Source organism: Nostoc sp. UHCC 0302 (genome assembly GCF_038096175.1).
Classification (GTDB): domain Bacteria; phylum Cyanobacteriota; class Cyanobacteriia; order Cyanobacteriales; family Nostocaceae; genus UHCC-0302.
This window is the reverse complement of record NZ_CP151099.1, coordinates 3653749-3667594: the sequence shown is the minus strand read 5'-3', so window position 1 is coordinate 3667594 and position 13846 is coordinate 3653749. Positions and strand designations below refer to the sequence as shown.

General features: G+C 42.9%; 5 protein-coding genes. 1 reads left to right on the top strand and 4 read right to left on the bottom strand.

Going from position 1 to position 13846, the window contains the following annotated elements; genetic code table 11:
* Window positions 1–32 precede the first annotated feature (32 nt).
* A complete protein-coding gene (locus WKK05_RS15890; RefSeq protein WP_341530573.1) occupies window positions 33–2228 on the top strand; it encodes a transglycosylase SLT domain-containing protein in 2196 nt (731 codons plus the stop codon).
* A gap of 662 nt (window positions 2229–2890) precedes the next feature.
* Here the strand turns inward: WKK05_RS15890 and WKK05_RS15885 are convergent.
* The 4 genes from WKK05_RS15885 to WKK05_RS15870 form a co-directional block, all read right to left on the bottom strand.
* Window positions 2891–3163 carry a hypothetical protein gene (locus tag WKK05_RS15885; RefSeq protein WP_341530572.1) on the bottom strand — a complete coding sequence of 91 codons (273 nt, stop codon included), beginning with the start codon at window positions 3161–3163 and terminating at the stop codon, window positions 2891–2893.
* A 72-nt stretch (window positions 3164–3235) separates the two neighbouring features.
* Window positions 3236–3613, bottom strand: coding sequence for a response regulator (locus tag WKK05_RS15880; protein ID WP_341530571.1), 378 nt, complete (start codon window positions 3611–3613; stop codon window positions 3236–3238).
* The gene (locus WKK05_RS15875) at window positions 3610–10908 is read right to left on the bottom strand and encodes a PAS domain S-box protein (protein ID WP_341530570.1); all 7299 of its coding nucleotides are present in this window, start codon (window positions 10906–10908) and stop codon (window positions 3610–3612) included. Before WKK05_RS15875 ends, WKK05_RS15880 begins: the two co-directional genes overlap by 4 nt.
* 80 nt (window positions 10909–10988) lie before the next feature.
* Complete coding sequence (locus tag WKK05_RS15870) at window positions 10989–12884, bottom strand: response regulator (RefSeq protein WP_341530569.1); 1896 nt, start codon at window positions 12882–12884, stop codon at window positions 10989–10991.
* Window positions 12885–13846: the final 962 nt, after the last annotated feature.

Below are 13846 nucleotides of genomic sequence, written 5' to 3'. Positions count from 1 at the left end.
GGAAATTCATCCGAAATTTTCAGCGAGTATTCATGCTGAAGAAACTACAAAAAAAACAAATTTCTTTAATTGCTGGTGCAGCACTGTTTGCCTTTTTAGCTGGGGCAATGGTTTCAGCACCTGAGATTGGAAAAACCTTGGGGCAATGGCTCACACTAGGGAAGAATCAGACTGACCAGAAATCTGAGGTAAACAAAGCTGGCTCAGCTGTGTTTCCACTGATATCACAATCCCTGCCAGAGCGGGCGGCAAAACTAGCAGCGATCGCCCAAGGATCACGTTCGCCAGATCGGGCGCGGGCCCGTTATCTTTTGGCGAGTGATTACATTGAAAGAACCCAAGCCAAAAAAGCCCTGGTTTTACTAGAAGGACTAGAGAAAGATTATCCTGTGCTTGCGCCCTACATTTTGCTCAAACAAGCGCAAGCACAAGATATCCAGGGCGAGGATGGGAAAGCGTCGGATTTAAGGCAAAAAGTGCTGAAACTTTATCCCAAAGAAGCAGCAGCAGTTAAAGCCCTTTATCTAATTGCACAACCAAAGCAACAAGACATCGCGATCGCTCAATTTCCCTCCAATCCGCTAACGTGGGAAATTATCCGCAAACGGTTGCAAGAGAATCCCAATCAGCCAAATTTACAGTTAGTTTTGGCAAAGTATGCCTATGACCAACCAGGAATCGTAGGCGTGTTAGATCAGCTAGTTAAACAGCCTAACCTCAAACCAGCAGACTGGGAACTCATTGGTACAGCTTACTGGGAAAACAATCAATTTCGCAAAGCTGCGCCTGCTTATGCCAAAGCACCTAAAACACCCCGCAACCTCTACCGCACTGCACGGGGGTTACAAGTAGGGGGTAAAGACCGGGATCTGGCGATCGGCAGCTATAAACTACTAGTGCAGCAATTTCCAACTGCTAAAGAAACTGGAACTGCCTTACTGCGGTTGGCAGAAATGGCGAAAACAAGTAAAGACGCTTTACCTTATCTCGACCAAGCGATCGCTAAATTTCCTGATCAAGCTGGTGCTGCACTGGCACAAAAAGCCAAAATTCTCCAATCTCTCAAGGATCAAAAGTCAGCTACCGACACTTGGCAATTACTTATAACCAAGTATGGCAAGTCTGATGAAGCCGCAGAGTATCGCTGGCAAATTGCCCAAGATAAAGCCAAAGCCAAAGATTACATCGGTGCATGGCAATGGGCAGAACCAATTGTTACCAGTAATCCTAACAGTATTTTGGCTCCTAGAGCAGGCTTTTGGGTAGGTAAATGGGCAACCGCACTCGGCAAACAACAAGAGGCTAAAACTGCTTATGAGTATGTGATTAGCCAATTTCCTTACTCATACTATGCATGGCGAGCCGCGTCCATATTGGGGCTAAACGTTGGTAACTTTAATGACGTTCGCCAACTCAAACCGGAAATAGTTGCACCCCAGCGTCCCGTTCCTCCTGCGGGTTCTGATACTTTCAAAGAGTTATATTTGCTAGGGCAAGATCGTGATGCTTGGTTGCAATGGCAGACAGAGTTTCAGAATAAATTACAGCCAACAGTCACAGAGCAATTTACCGAAGGCTTGATGCAACTGGCAAGGGGAGAAAATATCTCAGGAATTGATGACATTTCCAAATTGGAAGACCGGGAAACACCAGCTGAACTTGCCCAATATCAGGCTTTGAGTAAACAGATCACTTACTGGCAAGCCCGTTATCCATTTCCCTATATCCAAGAGATTGAAAAGTGGTCTACAGAACGTCAACTCAATCCTTTATTAGTCACTGCCTTGATACGTCAAGAGTCGCGGTTTGAGACCAAAATCAAATCTGTTGCCAATGCGACTGGCTTAATGCAGGTATTACCAAGTACAGCTAAATGGATTGCCCCACAAATCAAGGTGGACTTTAAAACAGTTAACCTAGAAAATCCCAACGACAACATTATGTTGGGTACTTGGTATTTGGATCATACCCATCAGCAATATAACAATAATTCCTTGTTAGCGATCGCCAGTTACAATGCAGGCCCCGGCAACGTTTCTAAATGGTTGCAAACGCTGACTAAAGAAGATCCAGATGAATTTGTTGAAGAAATTCCCTTTGATGAAACTAAAAATTACGTCCGGCAAGTATTTGGTAACTACTGGAATTATCTGAGACTTTACAACCCAGAAATTTCTGGCATAGTAGCAAAATACTCGGCTGCACACCCACAATTACCGAAGCAGTGATGTGGGTCATGGGGCATGGGGCATTGGTAGAGACGCGATTAATCGCGTCTCTACAAGATTATTATTTCCCCTCATCCCCCTCATCTCCCTCTGTCTCGTTTGCTTCCAGCAATTCCCAAATGAGGAACGCAAATTCTTTTCCAATATAAGCTTACAGGTTTAGAACAGGCAGAGGAACTTAAGCGATCGCTTTGCCGAGTAATAGTAGCAGTTGCCAAGCATATTCTTGAAAGACCTACTTATAAGTTAATCACCATCGTTTTCCCTGCTATACTTCATCTTGCTGAAGTAGCTAAGAATCTTCTTCAATACGTTAGCGATGAAGATTTAACTTGGGTATTCGTTGGTAATGCTACTTTCTATAGAGATCAGGGGCTATACGACGAAGCTTGATCTTGGTGTAAACAGTGTTTAGAAGTAACTAAAGCGCAGCGTCTCGTAGAGAAGCTTACCGCAGGTAGTATCGCATAAACTTCAAATTCCGAGTTCTGATCTCGAAGTTCCGAGTTCTAATCTCGAAGTTCTGAGTTCTAATCTCGAAGTTTCATGTTCTGAACTCAAAGTTTCGTGTTCCGATCTCGAAGTTCCATGTTCCGATCTCAAAATTCCGTGTTCCGATCTCGAAGTTCCGTGTTCCAATCTTGAAGTTTCATGTTCTGAACTCAAAGTTTCATGTTCCGATCTCGAAGTTTTGAGTTCTGAGCTTGAATAATGGTGTTGTAAAGATAAAAGATATAAGCCTTTAACCACCTTTGTACTGTCGCGCTTCCTTTTCCCAACATCACAGCCAAATCTTGTATTGTCTTTACCTGCCCTATTTTCAATAAGTACAATGCTTGAATCCATTTTTTACCTAATGCTGTTTTTTGTTTTCTTAGCAGCTCATGCAATTCCTCGGCTGACTCTTCTATTTTTACTTTGGTGACTCCAGCCATGAACGTCTGTCCATATTTCTTCCTTAACTGCTTAGCAGCAGTTAAAATTAAAAGCCCCAGTGTAGCTCAGCACTAATCACTCCAAGCAAGTATTTGGGCTATTTGTTCGCAAATCAGGGTAGGATCAAAGGGTTTTGTAATGATTCCGGCTACATTCATTTGAGCAAAGCGCTTGCGATCATCTGGTAACACTTTTGCAGTTAATAAAATGACCGGAATCATTTGAGTTGTTGAGTTGGCTTTGAGCTGGTCGTAAAATTGAAAACCATTCATGTCAGGCATTGATACATCCAGGAGAATCGCATCAAAAGAATACTCCTGAGCTTTTAGCAGTCCTTCATGACCCGATTTGGCAGCGATCGCTTCCCACCTTCCCAAATCCTCTAAACAAGTGCAGGCAAGCTCTCGTAGCGATTCTTCATCATCAATTACAAGAATGCGTTTAGTCATGATTCACCTGGGGAAATTGGCAACGAAAAATAAAACGTGCTGCCTTCACCAAGTCTACTCTCTGCCCAAATACTACCATCATGCTGTTGGATGATACGTCGACAAATCGCCAAACCAAGGCCTGTTCCTCCTTTGGCGCGAGCATCAGAGATATCAACCTGTTGAAAACGTTCAAATATTGTTTCTAGTTTGTCGGCAGGAATACCTCTACCTTGGTCTTTGACTTGAAACAGAACTGAGTCGGACTGAAGCTTAGCAGATAAAGTAATAACTGAGTGAGGAGGAGAGAACTTGATAGCATTGCTTAACAAGTTGGTCAGGGTTTGGATAATTAAGTCGCTAGAAGCCCATACGCAAGCGGTGGTGGGAGTCATGGAAAGTGTAATCGCGGCTCCAAGAGCAATTGACTGTACCCCTTCAACCGCTCGTTGCATTAAATCTTCTGCATTGCAGATTTCCCTAACAAGCTGTACTCGTCCCGAAGACAAGCGTTCTAAGTCCAAGATGTCATTAACCAGACGCACAAGGCGATCGCTATTTGTTAAAGCTTGCTGGAGCATCCGTTTGGCTTTTTCGGGTTTGTTGTCGTAGATACCTGTATTAAGCAGTCCTAAAAATCCTCGGATAGCTGTCAGCGGGGTGCGAAGTTCATGGCTGACGATGGAAACGAATTCATTTTTCAGTTGCTCAATAGCGTGCTGTTCGGTGATGTCTTGGATCTGGACGACGTAGTACAAAGGCTGATTGTGGAAATCTCGTACCAGCGATAGGCTCGTTAGTCCCCAAGCAATGCGTCCTCCGTTGCACAAGTAACGTAACTCAATTTGAGCATTACGATTTTCATTGGTGAAAACTTGCTCAATGCAGTGGTGAAATTGATTAACATCTTCTGGGTGAACTAGCTGTGATGCGCTTAGGGTTAGTAATTTAGATTCAGAGTAGGCAAGCATTTCACCTAGCACCGGATTGATTTGCAGCCAGCGATTGTCTAATCCCAGTAGCGCCATGCCAATGGGGGCATCATGAAACGCATGACGAAACCGCTCTTCACTCTCGCGTAGAGCGACCTCGGCTTGTTTGAGATCAGTAATATCTAGTAGCACTCCATACCAAGCAATCTCACCATTCTGGCGACGTTCTGGGCGGGAATTAGCGCGTACCCATTTCATCTTGCCAGAGGGAGTGATAATCCGCCATTCGTGAGCAAAGGGTTCTAGCGTTCTGAGACTTTGGGTAGTTATTTGATTGTAAAGCGCGCGGTCATCAGGATGCACTTGGTTATAAGTAAGTAGGGCATCCGTTGAGACTTTTTCCGGTTCTAATTCTTGAATCTCTCGAACTCCTGAACTGATATATTCATATTGCATTTCACCTGTATCTGGGTAATAAGCCAGGATGTAAATTTGTGCAGGTGAAGCTGCTGCGATTTTTTGGAAGCGAGCTTCGCTTTGCCGCAGAGCTTCTTCTATGTATTTGCGCTCAGTAATATCTGTTATCCGCACTAGGTCGAAGGGTTGATTCGCGATCGCAACGCGTTTAGCAGCTAAGTTGCCCCAGAAAAGATTTCCTTTTCGGGTAACATATTCAATTTCCTGACTCCAGAAGCCTTTTTGCTGTATTTGAGCAGTGATTTCGCTTAGTTCCTCCAAGCTAAACGACCGAACTTGAAGCCTCTGACCCTGGATACCAAGCAGTTCGGCTTTACTGTTCGCTTCAAATAGTTCTACTGCTCGATGGTTGCAGTCAGAGATCAGCAATGTTTCAGGATCGACTAAAAACAGGGCATCAGCAGATTCGTTGTAAATAGTCTCGCGCAAGTCTTTTTGCTCTTGCAGTTCTAATTCTGCAAGTTTGCGCTCCGTAATATCAAGTATTGTTCCGAAGAATTTAATTATCTGCCCTTGCTCGTTGACGACAGCCTCGCATCTTCGAGAAACATATCGAACTTCCCCATTCGGGCGTATAATCCGAAAATCTAATTCCTCGCTTCTGCCAGTCTTGATTGTTTGCGCGTAGCTCTCTTGCACTGATGCTCGGTCATCTGGATGAATCTGTTGGATGTGTTGTTCATAAGTTGGTTCGCTTTGAGTTGAGTCAAGACCAAAAATGCGAAATTGTTCTTCCGACCAAGTAATTTTCTGTGTAATGACATCAAATTCCCAACTGCCAACATGGGCAACTCGTTGAGCTGCTTTTAAACTAGCTTCACTCTCTTGTAAAGCAGCTGTCCTTTCGGCAACTTGCTTTTCTAAAGTACGATTGTAGTTAGTTAAAATCTGCTGGGCTTGTTTGCGTTCTGTGATGTCTTGAATTGTCGTAATCGCATAAGCAACATTACCCTTTTCGTCAAAGACGGGTGTTCCTCGACCTTCGACGGGAATAATCCTATCTCCTTGGTGGATTTCTATATCATCTGCGATCGCCTGCTCACCCCGCAACGCTCGCACGATTGGTAGTTGTTCGCTGGGGTATTTTTGAGATGTTCCCGCGACGTAAACTTGATATACTTCTCCTAATTGTTCGGCTGTAGCTGACGGCTCGACTTCTTTACCCAACAACTCCACAGCTGTTCTGTTGGCATAGTATGGTCTACCTTGAGCATCCAGCACTCCGATGCCTATGGGTATCGCCTCCAGAAATTGAGCCAATCTCCTCTCACTTTCACGCACTTCGGTATAAAGCTTGGCATTTTCAATCGAAATTGCGGCTTGTGACGATAACAGTTCCAAAACTTCTAATCTATCTGGGGTAAAAGCCCCAGTTGTAAGATTATTTTCCAGGTACAAAATACCTACCAGTTTGCCTTGATTGAGCAGAGGCGTACACAAAATTGATTTGGGTTGCTGTTTAACAATGTAAGGAGTACGAGTGAAAGTGCCTTCACCATAAGCATCATTCAATACAACTCTTTCTTGAGTACGGATAACGTAATTAGCGATCGCATCGCACAGAATAGGACTATCACTGCTACCACCAACTGTTTCAATTGGAATTGATGGTAAAATTTTAAACTCATTATTATCAACTGTTCCTGATGCCTCAATTACCCATTGCCCATTTTGATTTTCTGGCTCAAGCTGTGATTTCAAAATGAGATAACCTTTCTGTGCGCCTGCATTCTCTAAGACAATTTTCATCATCTTTTCTAACAAGGTAGTTAGCACAATTTCACCCGACAGGATTTGTGAGGCTTTGAGAACACTACTCAAATCGAGTTCATTAGATGTTTTTGAGTCGGTGATGAAAATTGCATTGGAGGTGTAAGGTTTAATGCCTTGGCTTAAAGCCGTTTTGGTAAAAAATTGGGGATAGCATTGTTCTAAATTCTTGACCTTTGCTATTGCTCCCCAGCGTATGTAAGTGTAATGAGCTTCTTGCATATAAGTTTGGGCAAACTTTAACCTGCCACGCGCTAAATAAAACTTGGCAGCCAACTCATAAGCTAAAGCTTCTTCCTGAATATATTCGTTTTCTCTGGCTCCTTGTATTGCTTGTTCGTAAAACTCCTCGGCTTCAAAAAATTTACCTAAAACTCGTGCTTTTTCTGCCTCGACTAAATAAAACTTATGCAGATAATTCATTGGGGCATGATACGCCCATTTTTGCATTTTTTCTTGATTTGCATTCACCCAATTGAGCCAAGTTTCTTTTTCTGAGTCTGAAGCCTCAAAAAACGCGCTCAAATGTGCCAAAGAATCATAGAAATGCAGTAAGCCATTAACTAGCATTGTCGCTAATCCTTCTAGATAGGGTTTAGCGAGTACTGCATTTTGAACTGCTTGCTGAGTATCACCAAATAAATAGCATAATATTAGTTTATTTAAGTAAAAAAATAATAGTTCTATTCTGTTATTGGTTTTAATAGCAAATGACAGGTTTTGCTCTTCGTTGTAAGCATCACCAAATAAACGGATAGGATTTTCAGCTTTACCCAATAAATTGAGAACTGCCTGTTGAAAGATTGCCGTCCAATTAAAAGATGCTTCTTGTTTAATGCGAGCGATCGCTTTACTATAAGATGCTATCTGTTGTTCTAGCTGCGTAAGTTCCTGACCGATAAAATACAAATGTTCACATACATAACAAGCGCAATAGCCAGCATATTCAAAATCGCCGATTTCAACTCCGCTTTGATAGCCCTCAATCAAAACTGATATTGTTTCCTTGAAATGCTCTTTCCAGTGCATTGTGTGAGCGCCAAAACCCAAGCCTATTTTAGCTTTGACTTTCTGAGCATTTAATCGTTCTCCCAAACTTAAAGATAGTTTGCCAAACTTATAAGCTGACTCAATGTCTTGGAGTATTCCACACAGAACTACTGTGTATTGACTATAAGCAAATGCAGATAATTCTGTATTACCATATTTGATAGATAAATTAATTTTTGATAATGCAATTAGCAAGAAAAGATTAGGAGTAGTTATAAACGAAGCCGATGCTATACTCGATAGAACAAGCATTGCTGCTAGCTTTTCCGGTTCAGACATCTTTGGCAGGTCAATTAAACCCTCGATTTCTTGCTCAGCTAAAAGCGAAGCCGTTTCCTCCAGCCCTTTTTTAACATCTAACTGGCTGGGTTCTTCTGGTAATATCACCCCTAACAGATTCAACACTTGCAGCCCAATCTTAACTGCTTCTTTCAAGTTGCTCTGTGACACAGAGGCTTGAATTTTAACATCATAAACTTTGACTTTGTGTAGTACTGTTTTGGCATTGTTTAACACGACTAGAGCCAATTGCTCCATCGTGATAAAATCCCCATTGAGGTATGTCGCTTCTGCTGCTTCTTCGTACAAAGCTAAGGTAAGGTCATACTCACTCTGCCAACTATCTGCACTTAAGAGTTTTAGCCCTATATTCAAATACTCAACTGCTGCGCTATAAGCCGTTGCTGCTTTGGCTTTCTTACCCGCTATTAGATTGAGTTTGGCTATTTCATTTTGTTCTTGTTGATGAGTTACTAATTCAACCCCAAGATTGAGATGATCAACAATTTCAAATACTTCATTGGACAAGACATCAAATGAGATGTTTTGTAATAGTAGACGACCGATTTCTAGATGTATGATTGGTTTTTGCTCATCATCTATTAAAGCATAAGCTGCTTGTTGTACTCGGTCATGCAGAAATTTATAATTTTGAACTAATAGATTTTCATCTAATTCAGATATAGATAAAATTAACCCAGGCTGAACTGCCATCACTAGAGAAGAAAAAACTTCATTAGGAGATTTTTTACAAATGATAGAGACAGTTTTTAAGTCAAACTCTGCACCAACACAAGCTGCTAAACGTAAAATATATTGTGTAGATTCTGGCAATTTTTTTAGTTGATGAATCATCAACTCCACCACATTATCAGTGATATTCATTGCCTGAATCTGAGCTAAGTTCCATTGCCAAGCATTGAATTCAAAATTAAAGGTAAGGAGATTGTCGGTATGCAGTGTTCTCAAAAATTGATTAACAAAGAAAGGATTGCCCTCAGTTTTACGCACCACAAGCTCTGCCAAGTGGCTAACTGAGGCCATGTCTGCGTGTAATGTAGCAGCAATTAACTGATTGATAGACTCACCTTGTAAAGGAGCTAAGGTAATAAAATTGACAGTTACTTTAAAATTAAGCAATCTATCAAGAGTCATCATTAATGGATGAGTGGAGCTGACTTCATTATCTCGATAGGCTCCAATTAGAAACAGATATTGTGTTTCTGCATCTGTCATCATTAGCTCTATCAACTTGAGGCTGGCGGAGTCTGCCCACTGCAAATCATCCAAAAAGATGACTAAAGGATGCTCTTTTAGACAAAATGTCCGGATAAAGTTTTGGAAAACGAGATGAAAGCGATTTTGCGACTCAGCAGCGCCTAACTCAGGTATAGGTGGCTGTTTGCCAACAATCAGTTCTACTTCCGGAATCACATCAATAATTAGTTGAGCATTAGAACCCAAAGCACATCGAAGTTTTTCTCGCCATTGCTCAAGTTGCGCTTCAGTTTCAGTCAATAATTGCTGTACCAATCCGCCGAAGGCGCTCACAATGGCAGAATAAGGAATATTGCGCTTAAACTGGTCAAATTTACCAGTTAGGAAATAACCGCGTTTTTCAGTCAGGGGCTTATAAATCTCTTGTACTAGGGCTGATTTTCCGACGCCAGAATAACCCCTCACCAACATCATCTCGATTTGAGATTTGGGGACTGATAATTGCAGGTTTTCCTCTCCTTTTCCCCCTGCTACTCGCTCAAAGGCTGCCAGTAAAGTTTTAACTTCTGCTTCACGTCCATAGAGTTTTTGAGGAATTTGAAACTTGTCGGAAATATCAGTAGAACCGAGGGGAAACGGTTCAATGTTCCCAGTTGTCTGTAATTGGTAAAGGCACTCTTCTAAATCAGCTTTTAATCCCCAAGCGCTTTGGTATCGTTCTTCTGCTGTTTTCTCCATCAATTTCATCACAATATCTGAAATTGCCTTGGGAATGCTTGTAACGTCTTCCGCCTCTACAAGTTGATGGGGTGAAATAGGGCGTTGGGCGATATGACAATGCACTAACTCTAGGGCATCGTTCGTTTCAAAGGGTAGTTTTCCCGTTAGCAGTTCATAGAAGGTAACACCGAGAGAGTAAAAGTCCGTGCGGTAATCAAGACTTCGGTTCATTCGTCCCGTCTGCTCCGGTGATATATAGGCTAAAGTGCCTTCTAAAACATTAGGATTTTTCAGAGTTGGATTAGAGCGGGTAATGAGAGTGGAAATGCCAAAGTCAATGATTTTTAGTTGTCCTGTTACTGGGTTCAGGACGATATTGGAGGGATTAATATCTTTATGGATGACATTTGCAGTGTGAATCGCAGCCAAAATCTCAGCTATCTTGATGGCTAGCTGGAGAAATTCTGGTAATGAAAAAATTGGGTAGATGCCAAAACTACCTCCTGCTTCACCTCGACTACGCTCGGCTACGCTCGGCGACCGCCGAGCGCAGTCGAGGTGCGACCACCTGCCTCCTCCTGTCTTCTTCAATAGATTTAACGATGTTGCACCAAAATCCTCAAGGATGATTGCTAGAGTTCTCTCTATAGGTTCTAACCCATAAGCTTTAACCACTCCATCTATATTTAGATTGCGAGTGATTTCATATTCTTGCTTATATCGAGTCAATTCAGAAGGTGTAGGATAGTCCTCTTTGAGAACTTTGAGAATAACGGGTTGATTACCTGACTCTCGGATACCTCGATACACTAAAGAATTAGCACTTTCGTAGATTGGGGTAAGAAATTGGTAGCCTGGGATGGTAATCATAATCAAGTAGCGTGGAGATGAAGGTGTTGTGCTAAGAGGAAGGCGATCGCTTCATCCATCAGCTGAATAAATATAGGAAATCAGCTGCCAATCCTCCGCCCCAGAGTTTTTAGTTCCTGCTGTAAGCGGGAGCGATCTATGCGGCTGATCACACGGGTTACTAACTCTGGCCCCACTACGGGCTTGCCGATAAAATCATCAGCTCCTGCCGCAAATACCTGCTGAATCGATTCTAAATCTGTATGAGCAGTCACTACCAGAATTGGCAAATTTCCCCATTTGGGATCTTGACGTACCACGTGGCACAAATCGATACCACTGTATGTTGGCATTTCCAAATCTATTACCAGTAGGTCAGGCTTTGTAACAACTAGCATTTCCCAAAATTTTTGAGAATCTTGCAAGGTTTTTACCCTCAGTCCCCAAGGACGCAGCAGATTGCTCAATAGCTCCAGTGCTACCGGATCATCGTCTAATACCATTACTTTGGCTTGGGGGACTTGAGATTGAGGCAGGACTTGAGTTAGAGCCTCAAATACTTCAGTAATAGCGACTGGCTTATGCAGATATCGCTGCACTCCCAAACGAGCAGCAGCAACCCGCTCTCTAAGATTGTCTTGCTCAGCTATCACTAAAATGGGAGCGTTGGGAAGCTGCTCCTTGAGTTTTTGCACCAAGGTTAAGCCGTTTTCAATCGGTTCTTGCCCATTGAAATTGAGCAAAACAGCTTGAGGAGATTGAGAAATTTTTTGTTGAGCGATCGCCCAATTGGCAGCTACTTCAATTTGTACTCCCCAACTCGCTGCTTCCGCTTTCAGTTGATTGCTAAAAGATTCATCATTGATCACCAGCACGAGAGGAATATGATTGAGCTTCTCCAGTTGTCCAGTAGTTACTGGCGTAGTAGGTTTGCTGAGTGTCTCTTTGAGTTGGGTGACGAGTTTTGAGAGTTGGGAGCCTTCCTTTGACCCTAAAGGCTTGTCGCCCATTAAGAGATGTTCAATCGCTTGTGCTAACTGCGATCCTGTTTCGTAGCCAAAAGATCCTAACGTCCCTGCTAGCTTGTGTGCTTCATCGTTAGCACGTTGCCGGAGTTCGGGCTGCAATTCCCCTAACTGCAAAGCTTGTTCTACTTGCTCAAATAAAATCACCCGCTGGGCAAAGGTATCTTTGTAGCGTTCTATTACTTTGTTGACTGAAGCAAGAGCTGTTTGACGTTTTTCTTTCTCCACTTCTGCAAGTTTGTGTCTCTCCCCGCGCTGTTCACCAGACAACACAGTTTTTGTTTCGGTAGTTTTAGGTGGAGTCTTAAGTCGATAGCCTAAGCCATAGACTGTCTCCAGTAGATCAGCGGACATTCCCGCCGCCTTTAATTTTTGCCGCAGGTCTTTAATTAAATTGGTGACAGTTCCTTCGCTAGGTGTAGTATCAATTGACCAAAGGCGATCAATGATTTCACTGCGGCTAAAGACACGCCGCGGATGACGTAGGAACAGTCCCAATAGTCCATATTCCTTGGGCGTTAAAGATATAAGTTTTCCTTCGTAAGTTACTTGAGCCGATACAGGATTGACGCAAAGATTCTCCCACATCAATACAGCAGGTGCTAACTCAGTCTGTCCTCGACGCAGTAATGCTCGAATCCGTGCTAGCAACTCAGATATATCGTAGGGTTTGGTAACATAGTCGTCTGCACCGGCATCTAATCCCTTGACTACATCAGCACTCTGATCTTTGGCAGTGAGTAAAAGAATCGGTTTTTGGACTCCCTGAGCGCGAAGTTGACGGCAAAGGTTAATCCCGTCAAGCTTGGGAATCAGCAAATCCAACAAGATTAAGTCAAAGTTGCATGATGTTGCTAATGCCAATCCATTTTGACCATCTGCTGCTAGCTCAACCGTGTAATACTGAGCCGTGAGAACTTCATAAAGCATTGCTGCCGTTGGAGTATCGTCCTCTATCAGCAGAATTTTCACAACATTTACAAACCTACATATCAGTTTTGTACATTGATAGTAACAGTTTCAGCAAATTTATCATAGTCTGCAAAGCAGAGTAAAGTTACAAGATGCTATGCAACCATCTAACACATAAGGGACTTACAAAAAATAAATTATCCAAAATTATTTGTACATTTGTAGGGACGCAAGGCCTTGCGCCCCTACGTTCGCGGAGCGTCCCGCAGGGATGGGATGTTTTCTAAACAGGAAGTCCCTAAGCAGTAAGCTAAGTTCTTCGGATACGCACTCGCGTTCGCGCAATCACTTCTCTCAAATTGATGGAAAAGCTATTGCAAATTCAATCCCGACGTGTTTGGGAGTACTTGCTAGAACAGCAGCCGGAGAACGGTAGAGGTGAAGTATAAGGTTTAGTTGTAGATATTTATGGATTTAATCGGTGATTCGTTTGTGCTAGCTGACCTATTATTTTTAAGGATGATATCAAGGATAGACGGAGGCGGAAATTATAATAATCAACGGTAAGAATCGTACTTATACCAATTTGCTATGATGAAGCACTTAATATTTTTAAACGTAGACGCGCAGCGGTGAAACAGTCCTGTAGGCGGGTTTCCCGCCGTAGGGAACTGTTGTTAGCGGAGCTTTCGCAGAAAGCGTCACCCGGAGGGCTTGCCACAGGCTACCGCATTCGCGTTAGCGTCTCCCCTTCTCCCAAAGGGAGAGGCTAGCGCCTGCCGTAGGATGCCCGTTCGCCTTGGTCTCCTTTAGGAGAAGGGCTGTAGGGAGAAGGGCGCATACTCCTACGGAGAAGCAAGCTACGCCTTGGTCTGTCTGCGACACGCTGCGCGAACGCAGAGAAGGACACAAAGGAAGAAGGAGTAATTATTTAAGTGCAAGCTTATAGAGAATTGATATTAACGCGCTGATTTAGCTGTTGGATTCCAGTTCTAGATTAGGTTAACGTCCAATTATTTGTA

Excerpts from the sequence above, each read along its gene's own strand:
- WKK05_RS15880 (WP_341530571.1), bottom strand. The coding sequence starts at position 3,613 with ATGACTAAACGCATTCTTGTAATTGATGATGAAGAATCGCTACGAGAG.
- WKK05_RS15890 (WP_341530573.1), top strand. The coding sequence starts at position 33 with ATGCTGAAGAAACTACAAAAAAAACAAATTTCTTTAATTGCTGGTGCA.
- WKK05_RS15875 (WP_341530570.1), bottom strand. The coding sequence starts at position 10,908 with ATGATTACCATCCCAGGCTACCAATTTCTTACCCCAATCTACGAAAGT.
- WKK05_RS15885 (WP_341530572.1), bottom strand. The coding sequence starts at position 3,163 with ATGGCTGGAGTCACCAAAGTAAAAATAGAAGAGTCAGCCGAGGAATTG.